A 15,147-nucleotide genomic window follows, 5' to 3' on the forward strand; every position below is an offset into this window, starting at 1 on the left:
CAGGGAGAGGGAGAAAACCGGCCGTATCAGGCCGCGCTCTTCTTCTTTTTAAACGGTTTCTTCGCACCCGCGCCTGGTGCAACCATCCCTCTGAAGCGCTTCACCGGCGTGCTGCGCGCCTGATCGATCAGCTGGTAAAGCGTCCCCACCAGCGGCTGCATAAAGTCCTGATAGCGGCACTGCTTCTCGCTGATCTGCGTCAGCACCGACTCCCAGTGCGCGGTCATGTCCGGCCTGGCGGCCAGCTCAGGCAGGGAGTGAATCAGCGCGCGGCCCGGCTCGGTCGAATGGATATAGCGCCCCTTTTTCTCAAGAAAACCGCGCTTAAAGAGCAGCTCGATGATCCCCGCGCGGGTCGCCTCCGTGCCCAGACCGTCGGTGGCGCGCAGGATCTTCTTCAGATCTTTATCCTGCACGAACCGGGCGATGCCGGTCATCGCGGACAGCAGCGTCGCATCGGTGAAATGGCGCGGCGGCTGAGTCTGACGCTCAACCACTTCGCCCTTCTCGCACAGCAGTTCGTCATCTTTAGCAACCACAGGCAGCGGCGTGCCGTCGTTCTCCTCGTCACGCTCTTTGTTCCCCAGCAGCGTGCGCCAGCCTGCTTCAGCAAGGAAACGGGCTTTCGCAATGAATTTCCCTTTCGCGATTTCCAGTTCGATCACGCATTTGCGAAACACCGCGTCCGGGCAGAACTGCATCAGGTACTGGCGGGCGATCAGGTTATAGACCTTTGCTTCGTTGTCGGTCAGGTTGACGTTGCTGGCGCGCGCCGTCGGGATAATCGCGTGGTGGGCGTCCACCTTTTTGTCGTCCCAGCAGCGGTTATGGGTGTCCGGGTTCACCACCGGCTGCGGCAGCAGATCCGGCGCATGCACGCTAATGGCGTTCATCACCGAATGACGACCGGCAAAATGCTCTTCCGGCAGATAGCGGCTATCCGAACGCGGATAGGTGATCAGCTTGTGGGTTTCATAGAGCTTCTGGCAGATATCCAGCACGTTCTGCGCGCTGAGGCCAAAGCGCTTCGCGGCCTCAATCTGCAGGGCCGACAGCGAGAACGGCAGCGGCGCGGGTTCTGATTCCCGTTTATCGTTATAGCTGGTAACGATAGCCGGCTGTGCGGTAATGCGGTTAACCACATGATCCGCCAGCGGACGGTGCAGCAAACGCCCCTCTTCATCCTGATACGACTCGCAGGCATCGCTCGGCTGCCAGACGGCGGTAAAGCGCTCGTCTTTAGGCGTGACGATATGCGCTTTCACCTCAAAGAAATCTTTAGCGACGAAGTTCTCAATCTCTTCGTCACGACGCACGACCAGCCCCAGCACCGGCGTCTGCACGCGCCCCACGGAGAGCACGCCCTGATAGCCCGCGTTGCGCCCGAGGATGGTGTAGGCGCGGGTCATGTTGATACCGTACAACCAGTCGGCGCGGGCACGCGCGAGCGCCGAGACGCACAGCGGAATAAACTCGCTGTTGGCGCGCAGGCGCGAAATGGCTCGCTCCACCGCCTGTGGGTTGAGGTCGTTGATCAGACAGCGCTGCACCTGCTGGCGCTTTTCCGGCGCCAGCTCCAGATAGTCCAGCACCTCATCCACCAGCAGCTGCCCTTCCCTGTCCGGGTCACCCGCGTGCACGATTTCTTCGGCTTCATGCAGGAAGCGCTTGATCACGTTGAGCTGTTTGGTGACTGAAGGCCGGGGCTGCAGGCGCCATTTTTCCGGCACGATGGGCAGATCGTTCAAATTCCAGCGGGCGTAGCGGCTGTCATAGACATCCGGCTGCGCCTGCTCAAGCAGGTGACCGATACACCAGGTGACCACCTGCCCGTTACCGCATTCGATAAAGCCGTCGCCCTTGCGATGCGGCTTGGGCAGCACATCGGCAATGGCACGGGCCAGGCTCGGCTTTTCGGCAATAAACAACCGCATCGAATTAACGGATCTCAATCATCGGTCGGCCACCGCGCGCGGTTACCAGCTCGCCAATCGCCGTCAGGGTAATGCCGAACTCGGCGGCCGTGGCCTGGACCTCGGCTTCGGACTCCGGCGTCACCGCCAGCAGCAGGCCGCCGGAGGTTTGTGGATCGCACAGCAGGTTGCGCCATTCTTCTGGCATTTCGCCCATCAGGTGACCGTAGCTGGCGAAGTTACGCTGGGTACCGCCCGGGACCGCGCCCTGAGCAATGTACTCTTCCACGCCCGGCAGCTTCGGCACGTCCTGATACCAGACCTGCGCCTGCACGCCCGCGCCCTGACACACTTCGGAGAGGTGCCCCAGCAGACCAAAACCGGTCACGTCGGTCATCGCCTTCACGCCGTCGATATTGGCGAACGCCGCACCGGCGAGGTTCATCTGGCACATGACGTCGGTTGCCAGCCCTTTGTGCTCCGGTTTCAGCAGGGACTTTTTCTCGGCGGTGGTCAGCACGCCAATACCCAGCGGCTTGGTGAGGAACAGCTTGCAGCCCGCCTGTGCGGTGCTGTTGCGCTTCACGCGTTCGGTCGGCACCACACCGGTGACGGCCAGGCCGAAGATAGGCTCCGGCGCATCGATAGAGTGACCACCGGCCAGCGCAATTCCTGCCTGCTGGCAGGCGAAACGGCCGCCATCAATCACTTCACGGGCCACTTCCGGCGGGATGGTGTTGATCGGCCAGCCCAGAATGGCGATCGCCATAATCGGCTTACCGCCCATGGCAAAGATATCGCTGATGGCGTTGGTGGCCGCAATGCGCCCGAAATCGAACGGATTGTCGACAATCGGCATAAAGAAGTCGGTGGTGCTGATAATGCTGGTGCCGTTACCTAAGTCATAAACTGCAGCATCGTCGCGCGTTTCATTGCCGACAAGCAGGTTCGGGTCGACAAACTTCGCCTGTTCACTGTGCAGGATGGTCTCCAGCACTTTCGGGGAAATTTTACAACCGCAACCGGCTCCGTGGCTGTACTGCGTTAAACGAATGGTTTGCTCGCTCATGGACGTCTCCTGTCATCTCAATCGCGCTATGGTAGCGCTCATTCCATAAAGAGGTAAGTATGACTGTCTGAATTCTGCGGCAGATGCTCAGAATCCAGACAGTTTAGCGTGCGTTATCAGAAGCGGCTGACGAAAGGCGTGGTGTCCGGCACGCTGATGGTGCTGGAGGCTTTAAGCTGCGGGGTGCCGAGGTAGAGGAAACCGACAATTTTGTCATGCTCACCGCAGCCAAAACCGTCACGGACCGCCGGGCTTTCGGTCAGCGCACCGGTGCGCCAGATACCGTTGAAGCCTTGCGCGACGGCGGCCATTTGCATCGCCATCACCGCACAGCCCGCGGACATTTCCTGCTCCCAGACCGGCACCTTATGGCCCGCCTGACATTTTGCCACGACGGCGATGATCATCGGGGCGCGGAACGGGGCATTACGCGCCTTGTCGATCCCCTTCTCATCCTGCCCTGCGGCCAGCGCCCCCTGCTCCAGCAGCTGGCTGAAACGATCGCGTCCTTCGCCTTCAATTACAAAGAAGTGCCACGGCTGCAGTGTGCCATGATCGGGGGCACGCATGCCGGCCCGCAGAATGTTCTCCAGCTGCTCGCCTGCCGGGGCAGGTTCGGCCAGACGGGAAGCGCTACGGCGGTTAACAAGCAGTTCGAGTGCGTCCATTGGTTAACTCCTTTCTTGAAATTTACTCATAAAATTAACACGACGGCAGATTTTGTTACAGCCTGGCAGGCGATTCCTGCTGACAAGTGGCGGTTGGGTCATTACGATAACCCAACATTACCGTCCAGTGGCGACGGAAACAGTCATTTTCTGGTTAGGGAGAATACATGCGAACCCTTTGGCGAATTATTGCCGGTTTCTTTAAATGGACGTGGCGACTGCTCAACTTCGTCCGCAACCTGGTGATGAACATCTTCTTCATCCTGCTGGTTCTGGTTTGCGCGGGTATCTGGATGCACATCAGCAACGCGAATCAGGCGCAGCATTCGACTCGCGGGGCCTTGTTACTTGATATCACCGGCGTAATCGTTGATAAACCGTCAGCCAGCAACCGTCTGGGCGTAATCAGCCGTCAGCTGTTTGGCGCCACTTCAGACCGTCTGCAGGAAAATTCCCTGTTCGATATCGTCGATGCCATCCGTCAGGCCAAAGATGACCGCAACATCACCGGCATCGTGCTGGATCTGAAAGATTTTGCCGGCGGCGATCAGCCGTCTATGCAGTACATCGGTAAAGCGCTGCGCGAATTCCGCGACAGCGGCAAGCCGGTCATTGCCGTGGGCGACAGCTACAGCCAGGGACAATATTATCTGGCGAGCTTCGCCAATAAGATCTGGCTCTCCCCACAGGGTACGGTCGATCTGCACGGCTTTGCCACCAACGGCCTGTACTACAAATCGCTGCTCGATAAGCTGAAGGTCACCACCCACGTCTTCCGCGTCGGTACGTACAAATCTGCCGTGGAGCCGTTTATCCGCGACGATATGTCCCCTGCCGCCCGCGAAGCGGACAGCCGCTGGATTGGTGAGCTGTGGCAGAACTATCTGGGCACCGTTGCCGCGAACCGTCAGATTACGCCTGAGCAGGTGTTCCCTGGCGCGCAGGGCGTGCTGGAAGGCCTGCGTAAGGTTGACGGCGATACCGCGAAATATGCGCTCGATAACAAACTGGTTGATGCCCTGGGCACCAGCGCAGAGATTGAAAAATCCCTGAGCAAACAGTTTGGCTGGAGCAAAGAGGACAAAAATTACAGCGCCATCAGCATGTATGATTACTCGACGAAGAAACCGGATGAGAACGGTGACAGCGTCGCGGTGGTCTTTGCTAACGGTGCGATCATGGACGGTCAGGAGACCCCGGGGAACGTGGGTGGCGATACCACCGCGTCACAAATCCGCGATGCGCGCCTGGATCCGAAAGTGAAGGCGATTGTCCTGCGGGTCAACAGCCCTGGCGGTAGCGTCAGCGCCTCCGAAGTCATCCGCGCTGAACTGGCCGCGGCGCGCGCCGCCGGCAAGCCGGTCGTCGTCTCGATGGGCGGAATGGCCGCCTCCGGAGGTTACTGGATCTCCACGCCAGCCAACTACATCGTGGCTAACCCAAGCACGCTGACCGGCTCGATTGGTATCTTCGGGGTGATCAACACCGTAGAAAACAGCCTGGATTCTCTGGGCGTGCATACTGACGGCGTAGCGACTTCTCCGCTGGCGGATGTCTCGGTGACCAAATCCCTGCCGCCGGAAGTCTCTGAGATGATGCAGCTCAGCATTGAGAACGGCTATAAACGCTTTATCACCCTGGTCGCAGACTCGCGTAAAAAGACGCCTGAGCAGATCGACCAGATTGCACAGGGCCACGTCTGGACCGGTCAGGATGCGAAGAGCAACGGACTGGTGGACAGCCTGGGTGACTTCGATGACGCGGTGAAGAAAGCCGCCGAACTGGCGAAGCTGAAGCAGTGGCATATCGAGTATTACCAGGACGAACCGTCGTTCTTCGATATGGTCATGGACAGCATGTCCGGCTCGGTACGCGCCATGCTGCCGGAGGCGCTGCAGGCTTACCTGCCTGCGCCGGTCGCCACGGCGGCAAAAGCGATGAAGGCGGAAAGCGATAAGCTTGCGGCCTTTAACGATCCACAGAGTCGTTACGCGTTTTGCCTGACCTGCGCGAACGTCCGTTAAAAACCGTCCCCTCTTCCCGCGAAGAGGGGATTTTTTTCTTTTGAAGAACAAGAACTCACTACCATGCAGAAGAAATCGATTTATGTAGCCTACACTGGCGGTACCATCGGTATGCAGCGCTCCGAAAACGGCTATATCCCCGTCTCTGGCCACCTGCAGCGTCAGCTTGCGCTGATGCCCGAATTCCACCGCCCGGAAATGCCTGACTTTACTATCCACGAATACGAGCCGCTGATGGACTCCTCCGACATGACGCCGGAAGACTGGCAGCACATCGCGGATGACATTAAAGCCCATTACGACCAGTACGACGGCTTCGTGATCCTGCACGGTACCGACACCATGGCGTTTACCGCCTCGGCGCTCTCCTTCATGCTGGAGAACCTGAGCAAGCCGGTTATCGTCACCGGGTCGCAAATCCCGCTGGCGGAACTGCGCTCCGACGGGCAAATCAACCTGCTGAACTCCCTGTACGTGGCGGCGAATTACCCGATTAACGAAGTGTCGTTGTTCTTTAACAATCGTCTTTATCGCGGTAACCGCACCACCAAAGCCCACGCCGACGGCTTTGACGCCTTTGCCTCACCTAACCTGCAGCCGCTGCTGGAGGCCGGTATTCATATCCGTCGTCTGGGAACCCCTCCTGCACCGAACACCGCGGGCGAGCTGATTGTGCATCCGATTACTCCGCAACCGATTGGCGTGGTCACCATCTATCCGGGTATCTCTGCGGACGTGGTGCGTAACTTCCTGCGCCAGCCGGTGAAGGCGCTGATTCTGCGCTCCTATGGCGTGGGCAATGCGCCGCAGAACGGTGAATTCCTGAAAGAGCTTCAGGAAGCCAGCGAGCGTGGAATTGTGGTGGTGAACCTGACCCAGTGTATGTCCGGTAAAGTGAATATGGGCGGCTATGCCACCGGCAACGCGCTGGCGCATGCGGGGGTGATCAGCGGTTTCGATATGACCGTTGAGGCAACGCTGACTAAACTTCACTATTTACTGAGTCAGGATCTGGACATTCAGTCCATTCGCAGCGCGATGATGCAAAACCTGCGCGGCGAACTGACGCCTGACGAATAAGGAGGTCTCATGAAGCAACGCGCCCTGCTCCTGGTCGATTTGCAAAATGATTTCTGCGCGGGCGGTGCGCTGGCCGTCGCCGAAGGTGACAGCACCGTTGACGTGGCCAACGCGCTGATTGACTGGTGCAAAGCCCGTGGTGAAGCGGTTGTCGCAAGCCAGGACTGGCACCCGGCAAATCACGGCAGCTTTGCCAGCCAGCACAATGTCGAGCCCTTCACCCAGGGTGAACTCGACGGGCTGGCGCAAACCTTCTGGCCGGATCACTGCGTACAGCAGACGGAAGGCGCGGCGCTGCATCCGCTCCTGAATCAAAAGGCCATCGATGCGGTGTTCCACAAAGGCGAAAACCCGGCTATCGACAGCTATAGCGCGTTTTTTGATAACGGGCATCGTCAGAAAACCGCTCTCGATGCGTGGTTACGTCACCATGAAATCACGGAGCTGATTGTGCTGGGGCTGGCAACGGACTACTGCGTGAAGTTCACCGTGCTGGATGCGCTTCAGTTAGGCTACACCGTCAGCGTCATCACCGACGGCTGCCGCGGGGTGAACATTCACCCGCAGGACAGCGCCCAGGCGTTTATGGATATGGCTGCGGAAGGCGCGACGCTGTATACGCTCGAAGACTGGCTGGAAACGCAGGCTTAGGCCTTTTAAGCCGGGTGGCGGCTGCGCCTTACCCGGCCTACTTCTTTGGTTTTGTAGGCCGGGTAAGCGTCAGCGCCACCCGGCAACCCCCCTCCGATCTCCCATAAAGTGAACTCCCTCGCAACCTCAGCGAAGCGGCAATGCTATTCTCTTTAGGCTGTTTTTTCGCCACGCCTTTTCCGTGGCGTGGTTAATTTTATTAAGTCAAAGAGGAACTTGTATGAAACGTTTGCCCTTGCTGGCAGCATTACCCTTGCTTTGCGCGTCAGTTGCCTCCGCCAGTTCCCTGATGTCCGTGGGCTACTTTAACGGGGGTGGCGATGTCACCGCCGGACCGGGTGGCGATATCAATAAACTGGACGTTCGCCAGATCACCCACCTGAACTACTCGTTTGGTCTGGTCTATAACGACGAAAAAGACGAAACCAACGCCGCGCTGAAAGATCCGGCGAAGCTGCATCAAATCTGGCTATCGCCAAAAGTGGCGTCCGATCTGGCCTTAATCCCCACTCTGCGTAAGCAAAACCCAAATCTTAAGGTCCTGCTCTCCGTCGGCGGCTGGGGCGCGCGTGGCTTCTCTGGCGCAGCGGCAACCCAAGAGAGCCGCGCGGTGTTCATCCGCTCCGCACAGGAGATTGTCGAAAAATATGGTCTGGACGGGATCGATCTCGACTGGGAGTATCCGGTCAACGGTGCCTGGGGGCTGGTGGCAAGCCAGCCCGCCGACCGGGATAACTTTACCGCCCTGCTGAAGGAGATGCGCGACGCGTTCGGGCATAAAAAGCTGGTGACCATTGCGGTAGGCGCGAATGCGGAAAGTCCGAAAAGCTGGGTGGATGTGAAAGCCATTGCGCCCCTGCTCGACTACATCAACCTGATGACCTACGACATGGCGTACGGCACGCAGTACTTCAATGCCAACCTGTATGACTCCAGCACCTGGCCGACGGTGGCCGCCGCAGACAAATACAGCGTCGATTTTGTGGTGAACAACTATCTGGCCGCCGGGCTGAAGCCGCAGCAGATGAATCTCGGGATTGGTTTCTATGGCCGCGTACCGAAACGCGCCGTGGAACCGGGCATTGACTGGACGAAACCCGATGCGCAAAAAAATCCGGCCACTCAGCCCTACTTCGGGCCGCAGGAGATTGGGTTGTTCAAGTCACTCGGCTATGACCTGACCAAAGATACCTACGTGAAGTACAACGATATCGTCAAAAAGCTGCTGAACGATCCGCAGAAACGCTTTACTGAACACTGGGACGACCAGGCAAAGGTGCCGTGGCTCTCGGTGAAAGGTGCCGATGGCAGCGCGCTGTTTGCGATTTCGTATGAGAACCCGCGATCCGTGGCGATCAAAGCGGACTACATCAAAGAGAAAGGGCTCGCCGGAGCGATGTTCTGGGAGTATGGCGCGGATGACGAAAACCAGTTAGCGAAGCAGCTGGCGGCGTCGCTCGGGATCCCACACTAAGGGGTAGTGTGCCGGGTGGCGCTAGCGCTTACCCGGCCTACAGGGAGAGCCTTATTTGAAAGTCGCAATCGGCTTCGGCGTGATACCGAAGTCCTCTTTCAGCTCACGCTTGCTCTTCATCACCATCTGGCCACGGGTGTCGATCGTCATGTGCTGCGCGTCGGTGTTGTTGCGCGCCTGCCACAGCATCACCAGCTGCAGGCTGTTCTCTTTCTGCTCCGGGGTCAGCGCGACGCCATCGGGCCATTTTCCCAGCTCTACGGCGGTGACCAGACGCTGATAAATTTCCGGCGTCATCCCGCTAATCATGTCTTCAATATTCACAATCCCGCCCTTTCGAAGGAATAATTTGCTGAATCGTTTTTTCAACCCTTGATCTGGTCGCCGTTTTCGTCGTCAGTGAAGCTCATTGAGGCTGAATTCACGCAGAAACGCTCGCCCGTTGGCTGAGGGCCATCCGGGAAGACGTGGCCAAGGTGCGCATCGCAGTTGCCGCAGCGAATTTCGGTGCGCACCATACCGTGCGACGAGTCGGTCAGATAGCGGATAGCCTCATCGCTCACCGGCTCGTAAAAGCTCGGCCAGCCGCAGCCCGAATCAAATTTCGTTTGTGAATTAAACAGCGGGGCATCACAGACCAGGCAGTGGTAGACACCGTCCCGCTTGTTGTGCAGTAAACGCCCGGTGAACGGGGGTTCCGTTCCGTGGTTCTGCGTCACGTAAAACTGCATTTCTGTGAGGTTTTTTTTCAAATCGTCAGGGTTACGTTGGTTCGACATATGCTTACATCTCGCTGTAGAAACAGACATCTTTTATCCCGCATTCTAACAAAACATTAACACCCTTGCGTGCACTTTTGATCTAAACTTATGTGTCGCGAAAAGGCGGTCAGGCAATTGTGATCACATTCACATTTTTATCCTGCGAGGACTTTAAAATTCCGGGCGCAGCCCCCATGTGGTTGCAAGCTCAAAGGGAAAGTGAGGCGAGTCAGTCGCACAAACGTTAGTCACAGGATTGATTTGTCGCAATGATTGACACGATTCCGCTTGACGCTGCGTAAGGTTTTTGTAATTTTACAGGCAACCTTTTATTCACTAACAAATAGCTGGTGGAATATATGACTATCAAAGTAGGTATCAACGGTTTTGGCCGTATCGGCCGTATTGTTTTCCGTGCTGCTCAGAAACGTTCTGACATCGAAATCGTTGGTATCAACGATCTCCTGGACGCTGAATACATGGCGTACATGCTGAAGTACGACTCAACTCACGGTCGTTTCGACGGCACCGTTGAAGTGAAAGACGGCCACCTGGTTGTAAATGGCAAAACCATCCGCGTTACTGCTGAGAAAGACCCAGCTAACCTGAAATGGAACGAAATTGGTGTTGACGTTGTTGCTGAAGCAACCGGTATCTTCCTGACCGACGAAACTGCACGTAAACACATCACTGCTGGTGCGAAGAAAGTTGTTCTGACTGGTCCTTCCAAAGACAACACCCCAATGTTCGTTCGTGGTGCAAACTTCGAAACTTACGCTGGCCAGGATATCGTGTCTAACGCATCCTGCACCACCAACTGCCTGGCACCGCTGGCTAAAGTTATCAACGACAACTTCGGCATCATCGAAGGTCTGATGACTACCGTTCACGCAACCACCGCTACTCAGAAAACCGTTGATGGCCCGTCTCACAAAGACTGGCGCGGCGGCCGTGGCGCGGCTCAGAACATCATCCCATCCTCTACCGGTGCGGCTAAAGCTGTAGGTAAAGTACTGCCAGAACTGAATGGCAAACTGACTGGTATGGCGTTCCGCGTTCCAACTCCTAACGTATCCGTTGTTGACCTGACCGTTCGTCTGGAAAAAGCTGCTTCTTATGAAGAAATTAAGAAAGCAATCAAAGCTGCTTCCGAAGGCCCAATGAAAGGCGTTCTGGGTTACACCGAAGACGACGTTGTTTCTACCGATTTCAACGGCGAAGTGTGCACTTCCGTGTTCGATGCTAAAGCAGGTATCGCACTGAACGACAACTTCGTTAAACTGGTATCCTGGTACGACAACGAAACCGGCTACTCTAACAAAGTACTGGACCTGATCGCTCACATCTCCAAATAAGTTGAGATGAGTGTTTGATCCAAAAAGGCGACTTCGGTCGCCTTTTTTATTTATAAGACAGAGGATTGCTTAATGATTAATAAAATTTTTGCACTTCCGGTAGTCGAACAACTTACCCCTGTGCTCTCCCGCCGCCAGATTGACGGTGCTGACGTTATCGTCGTTGACCATCCACGCGTTAAGGCCTCCGTGGCGCTGAACGGTGCCCACCTGCTCTCCTGGAAACCCGAAGGGGAAGCAGAGGGATTGTGGCTGAGCGATGCGACCTCTTTCAAAAAAGGGGCGGCGATTCGCGGCGGCGTACCGATCTGCTGGCCGTGGTTCGGCCCGTCCGCACAGCCGGGTTTGCCTTCTCACGGTTTTGCCCGTAACCAGCAGTGGACCCTGAAAGCGCATAACGAAGACGACAACGGCGCCGTGCTGACCTTTGAGCTGCAGGCTAATGACGAAACCCGCGCCCTCTGGCCGCACGATTTCACCCTGTACGCCCGCTTTAAGCTGGGTAAAACCTGTGAAATTGAACTGGAAGCCCACGGCGAATTCGAAACCACCTCCGCCCTGCACACCTATTTCAACGTGGGTGACATCAGTGCAGTGAAGGTGAGCGGCCTTGGCGATACCTTTATCGACAAAGTCGATAACGCCAAAGAAGGGAAGCTGAGTGACGGCGTTCAGGCGTTTCCTGACCGTACCGACCGCGTCTATCTGCATCCGGAAGCATGCAGCATGATCCACGACGGTGCCCTGAACCGCGGCATCGAGGTGGTACATCACCACCATAGCAACGTGGTGGGCTGGAACCCGGGTCCGGCGCTGTCTGTCAGCATGGCCGACGTGCCTGACAACGGTTATAAAACGTTCGTCTGCGTGGAAACCGCCTGCGTAACCACCCCGCAGAAAGCGAGTGAAGAAAAGCCATCGCGTTTAGGGCAGACGATCCGCATTGTTAAGCGATAATCTCGCCGCACCACACTAAAGCAAACGGGGCGCATGCGCCCCGTTTTAATGCATCAATTGCACACTTTGAGTGCACAATCAGAACTTGTAGGTCACACCGACAGAGAAGATGCCTGCCCAGGACTTGTCGACCATCGGGCTATCCTTCACTTCATCGCTCAGACGCTCATAACGGCCAGTACCGTACACGCTCCAGTCGCCGAGGAAGTTATAGCTCGCGGTCAGCTCCAGGTACGGATCCCAGCCGTCATCTGCGCTGTAACTCTTCAGACCGCTACGACGGGACTCGTTTTTAGAGACGCCATAATAGTAGTCGTTGTAGTTCTCGCTGTTGTACTGCACACCAATCCCCGGGGTCAGAGTCAAAGCACCGTTGGTATAGCGGTACAACCACGCCAGGTCCCAGATAAAACCGTTGCTGTTATCCAGCGTATCGCCTGCCAGGGCCGTACGCAGGAAGCCATACTGGGTGTTATGCACATAAGATAGGCCAGCCATCATCGAGCTTTTACGCTTGTCGAGCTGGCGAAGCGCGTGGCTGTCGCTATCACCCGGCTTGAAGTGCGTCGGATCGTAGTAGGCCATGATGGAGAGCTTATCGGCCGTATCGTTCCACAGATAGTAGCCGCCGCCGAGCCCACGGAACCAGACGTTATCCCCTTCATAGGTGATAACGGGAACAGGGTAAACATCACGGTCATACTGTTTGTACGGGCTGTTAATGACGCCAACACCCGCGCCAACCGTCCACTGACTTTCCGCCTGTGCGGTGCTTACTGCGGTCGCGGCAAGGATGCCTAATGCCAGAAGTTTGAGTTTGGTCACAATCCATTCTTTCCTGTAGTCAAAAAATCAGCGGGTGAAGTGTAACCGCCATTCCCGTACATCCCAAAATTTTTTGCCTGCTAATCAGTCCGATTAACCCATTATTTTTAACTTATCAGATGACAACCTGCTTTCATTTACATGACCACTGAATGAAAAACGTGCTTTTGCCTTATTACCAGAGTGGAAATTTTTGGATGAGTTATTGATATGTCATTGAAAGTAGATTTTATGGGCATGCAAGTTTTGCAAATGCCATCTACGCTTTAATTTAAGAAGAGTTTTCCTGAACACCTGCGGTTCTTAGCGTCTGACCTGGCACACAGGTTGCTGCTCTGGCAGTGAGGTGCGAGAGATTCTCTTCCGGGAGCCTCCACTACTCATACGAACGGCTCTTATCCTGTGCTAAAAAACGAAAGGACGGCATGCCATGAATATATTCGATCACTATCGCCAGCGCTATGAAGCTGCCAAGGACGAAGAGTTCACACTGCAGGAGTTTCTTACCATCTGTCGGCAAGATCGCAGTGCCTATGCCAATGCGGCAGAACGGCTATTAATGGCTATTGGTGAGCCAAACATGGTTGACACTGCCCTGGAACCCCGGCTTTCCCGTCTCTTTTCGAATCGGGTGGTCGCCCGATACCCGGCGTTTGAAGAGTTCTATGGTATGGAAGATGCCATCGAACAGATTGTCTCCTACCTGAAGCATGCCGCTCAGGGTCTGGAAGAGAAGAAACAGATCCTCTATTTACTCGGCCCCGTGGGCGGCGGTAAATCCTCGCTGGCGGAACGCCTGAAGTCGCTGATGCAGCGCGTGCCTATCTATGTGCTGAGCGCCAACGGCGAGCGCAGCCCGGTGAATGACCATCCGCTGTGCTTGTTCAATCCGCAGGAAGATGCGCAGATTCTGGATAAAGAGTACGGCATCCCGCGTCGCTACCTCGGCACCATCATGTCCCCGTGGGCGGCCAAACGCCTGCACGAGTTTGGTGGCGACATCACCAAATTCCGCGTGGTGAAAGTCTGGCCGTCGATCCTGGAACAGATCGCCATCGCCAAAACGGAACCCGGTGATGAGAATAACCAGGATATTTCGGCGCTGGTCGGTAAGGTCGACATCCGTAAGCTGGAAAACTTCGCGCAAAACGACCCGGATGCCTACGGCTACTCGGGCGCGCTGTGCCGGGCTAACCAGGGGATTATGGAATTCGTCGAGATGTTTAAAGCGCCCATCAAGGTGCTGCATCCGCTGCTGACGGCGACTCAGGAAGGAAACTACAACGGGACGGAAGGTATCTCTGCCCTGCCGTTTAACGGGATCATTCTTGCCCACTCGAACGAATCTGAATGGGTGACTTTCCGTAATAACAAAAACAATGAGGCCTTCCTTGACCGCGTGTACATCGTCAAGGTGCCTTACTGCCTGCGGATCTCCGAAGAGATCAAAATTTACGAGAAACTGCTTAACCACAGTGAGCTGGTGCATGCGCCGTGTGCACCGGGCACCCTGGAAACGCTGTCACGCTTCTCCATCCTTTCACGCCTGAAAGAGCCGGAAAACTCCAGCATCTACTCGAAAATGCGCGTGTATGACGGTGAGAGCCTGAAGGATACCGATCCGAAAGCGAAATCGTATCAGGAATACCGCGACTACGCCGGGGTCGATGAAGGGATGAACGGTCTGTCCACGCGCTTCGCGTTTAAGATCCTCTCCCGCGTCTTTAACTTCGACCATGCGGAAGTGGCGGCCAACCCGGTTCATCTGTTCTATGTGCTGGAGCAGCAAATTGAACGCGAACAGTTCCCGCAGGAGCAGGCTGAACGCTACCTTGAGTTCCTGAAAGGTTACCTGATCCCGAAATACGCCGAGTTCATTGGCAAAGAGATCCAGACGGCCTACCTGGAATCCTATTCAGAGTACGGGCAGAACATTTTCGACCGTTATGTCACTTACGCTGACTTCTGGATCCAGGATCAGGAGTACCGCGACCCGGATACCGGCCAGCTGTTTGACCGTGAATCCCTGAACGCGGAGCTGGAAAAAATCGAGAAGCCTGCCGGGATCAGCAACCCGAAAGACTTCCGTAATGAGATTGTGAACTTCGTCCTGCGCGCCAGAGCGCATAACAACGGGCGCAATCCAAACTGGACCAGCTACGAGAAACTGCGCACGGTCATTGAGAAGAAAATGTTCTCCAATACCGAAGAGCTGCTGCCGGTGATCTCGTTTAACGCCAAAACCTCAACCGATGAACAGAAAAAACACGACGATTTTGTCGACCGTATGATGGAAAAAGGCTACACCCGCAAACAGGTCCGCCTGCTCTGCGAATGGTACCTGCGCGTGCGTAAATCGTCTTAAAACAA

13 protein-coding genes are annotated in these 15,147 nt (G+C 56.1%); 7 read left to right on the forward strand and 6 right to left on the reverse strand.

Translation table 11 applies throughout. From position 1 onward, the window contains the following. Positions 1-26: 26 nt before the first annotated feature. The 3 genes from ACMGGE_RS07780 to ACMGGE_RS07790 all read right to left on the reverse strand — a co-directional run bounded on the left by ACMGGE_RS07780 (position 27) and on the right by ACMGGE_RS07790 (position 3,650). On the reverse strand, positions 27-1,934 hold the full coding sequence (locus ACMGGE_RS07780) for a DNA topoisomerase III (RefSeq protein WP_420293613.1): 1,908 nt from the start codon (positions 1,932-1,934) through the stop codon (positions 27-29). Between the two features lie 4 nt (positions 1,935-1,938). Further along, positions 1,939-2,982, reverse strand: coding sequence for a selenide, water dikinase SelD (gene selD, locus ACMGGE_RS07785; RefSeq protein WP_021241055.1), 1,044 nt, complete (start codon positions 2,980-2,982; stop codon positions 1,939-1,941). A gap of 116 nt (positions 2,983-3,098) precedes the next feature. After that, complete coding sequence (locus ACMGGE_RS07790; protein ID WP_045910240.1) at positions 3,099-3,650, reverse strand: NAD(P)H nitroreductase; 552 nt, start codon at positions 3,648-3,650, stop codon at positions 3,099-3,101. Between the two features lie 167 nt (positions 3,651-3,817). On the opposite strand from ACMGGE_RS07790, the gene sppA reads away from it, so the two are divergent. The 4 genes from sppA (at position 3,818) to ACMGGE_RS07810 (ending at position 8,879) form a co-directional block, all read left to right on the forward strand. Further along, positions 3,818-5,674 carry a signal peptide peptidase SppA gene (gene sppA / locus ACMGGE_RS07795; protein WP_023327147.1) on the forward strand — a complete coding sequence of 619 codons (1,857 nt, stop codon included), beginning with the start codon at positions 3,818-3,820 and terminating at the stop codon, positions 5,672-5,674. A 63-nt stretch (positions 5,675-5,737) separates the two neighbouring features. Further along, positions 5,738-6,754 carry an asparaginase gene (gene ansA, locus ACMGGE_RS07800; protein ID WP_008500705.1) on the forward strand — a complete coding sequence of 339 codons (1,017 nt, stop codon included), beginning with the start codon at positions 5,738-5,740 and terminating at the stop codon, positions 6,752-6,754. Positions 6,755-6,763: 9 nt separating this feature from the next. Further along, positions 6,764-7,405, forward strand: a complete 642-nt coding sequence (gene pncA / locus ACMGGE_RS07805; RefSeq protein WP_126534342.1) for a bifunctional nicotinamidase/pyrazinamidase — start codon at positions 6,764-6,766, stop codon at positions 7,403-7,405. A gap of 220 nt (positions 7,406-7,625) precedes the next feature. After that, positions 7,626-8,879 carry a glycoside hydrolase family 18 protein gene (locus tag ACMGGE_RS07810; RefSeq protein ID WP_048027506.1) on the forward strand — a complete coding sequence of 418 codons (1,254 nt, stop codon included), beginning with the start codon at positions 7,626-7,628 and terminating at the stop codon, positions 8,877-8,879. Between the two features lie 51 nt (positions 8,880-8,930). On the opposite strand, the gene ACMGGE_RS07815 is transcribed toward ACMGGE_RS07810, so the two are convergent. Both ACMGGE_RS07815 and msrB read right to left on the reverse strand, forming a co-directional pair. Next, a complete protein-coding gene (locus ACMGGE_RS07815) occupies positions 8,931-9,203 on the reverse strand; it encodes a YeaC family protein (protein WP_023327144.1) in 273 nt (90 codons plus the stop codon). A gap of 41 nt (positions 9,204-9,244) precedes the next feature. Continuing rightward, positions 9,245-9,658, reverse strand: coding sequence for a peptide-methionine (R)-S-oxide reductase MsrB (msrB, locus tag ACMGGE_RS07820; protein WP_008500710.1), 414 nt, complete (start codon positions 9,656-9,658; stop codon positions 9,245-9,247). 341 nt (positions 9,659-9,999) lie between these two features. Here msrB and gapA point away from each other — a divergent pair, with 341 nt between their 5' ends. Then, complete coding sequence (gapA, locus tag ACMGGE_RS07825; protein ID WP_006809136.1) at positions 10,000-10,995, forward strand: glyceraldehyde-3-phosphate dehydrogenase; 996 nt, start codon at positions 10,000-10,002, stop codon at positions 10,993-10,995. Between the two features lie 72 nt (positions 10,996-11,067). Then, entirely contained in the window at positions 11,068-11,952 is an 885-nt protein-coding gene (locus ACMGGE_RS07830) for a D-hexose-6-phosphate mutarotase (RefSeq protein ID WP_234082241.1), read from the forward strand. Positions 11,953-12,030: 78 nt separating this feature from the next. On the opposite strand, the gene ACMGGE_RS07835 is transcribed toward ACMGGE_RS07830, so the two are convergent. After that, positions 12,031-12,777 carry a MipA/OmpV family protein gene (locus ACMGGE_RS07835; RefSeq protein WP_045910236.1) on the reverse strand — a complete coding sequence of 249 codons (747 nt, stop codon included), beginning with the start codon at positions 12,775-12,777 and terminating at the stop codon, positions 12,031-12,033. A gap of 430 nt (positions 12,778-13,207) precedes the next feature. Between ACMGGE_RS07835 and yeaG the strand changes: the two genes are divergently transcribed. After that, entirely contained in the window at positions 13,208-15,142 is a 1,935-nt protein-coding gene (gene yeaG, locus ACMGGE_RS07840; protein ID WP_008500713.1) for a protein kinase YeaG, read from the forward strand. The last annotated feature ends 5 nt before the right edge of the window (positions 15,143-15,147 follow it).

Origin of the sequence: Enterobacter sp. BNK-22 (assembly GCF_048684805.1) — a bacterium.
Taxonomy (GTDB): Bacteria; Pseudomonadota; Gammaproteobacteria; order Enterobacterales; family Enterobacteriaceae; genus Enterobacter; species Enterobacter quasiroggenkampii.

What these genes read in the sequence shown, in the direction of transcription:
- ACMGGE_RS07810 (WP_048027506.1), top strand. Translation starts at nt 7,626, where the DNA reads ATGAAACGTTTGCCCTTGCTGGCAGCATTACCCTTGCTTTGCGCGTCA.
- msrB (WP_008500710.1), bottom strand. Translation starts at nt 9,658, where the DNA reads ATGTCGAACCAACGTAACCCTGACGATTTGAAAAAAAACCTCACAGAA.
- pncA (WP_126534342.1), top strand. Translation starts at nt 6,764, where the DNA reads ATGAAGCAACGCGCCCTGCTCCTGGTCGATTTGCAAAATGATTTCTGC.
- ansA (WP_008500705.1), top strand. Translation starts at nt 5,738, where the DNA reads ATGCAGAAGAAATCGATTTATGTAGCCTACACTGGCGGTACCATCGGT.
- sppA (WP_023327147.1), top strand. Translation starts at nt 3,818, where the DNA reads ATGCGAACCCTTTGGCGAATTATTGCCGGTTTCTTTAAATGGACGTGG.
- yeaG (WP_008500713.1), top strand. Translation starts at nt 13,208, where the DNA reads ATGAATATATTCGATCACTATCGCCAGCGCTATGAAGCTGCCAAGGAC.
- ACMGGE_RS07830 (WP_234082241.1), top strand. Translation starts at nt 11,068, where the DNA reads ATGATTAATAAAATTTTTGCACTTCCGGTAGTCGAACAACTTACCCCT.
- ACMGGE_RS07780 (WP_420293613.1), bottom strand. Translation starts at nt 1,934, where the DNA reads ATGCGGTTGTTTATTGCCGAAAAGCCGAGCCTGGCCCGTGCCATTGCC.
- gapA (WP_006809136.1), top strand. Translation starts at nt 10,000, where the DNA reads ATGACTATCAAAGTAGGTATCAACGGTTTTGGCCGTATCGGCCGTATT.
- ACMGGE_RS07790 (WP_045910240.1), bottom strand. Translation starts at nt 3,650, where the DNA reads ATGGACGCACTCGAACTGCTTGTTAACCGCCGTAGCGCTTCCCGTCTG.
- selD (WP_021241055.1), bottom strand. Translation starts at nt 2,982, where the DNA reads ATGAGCGAGCAAACCATTCGTTTAACGCAGTACAGCCACGGAGCCGGT.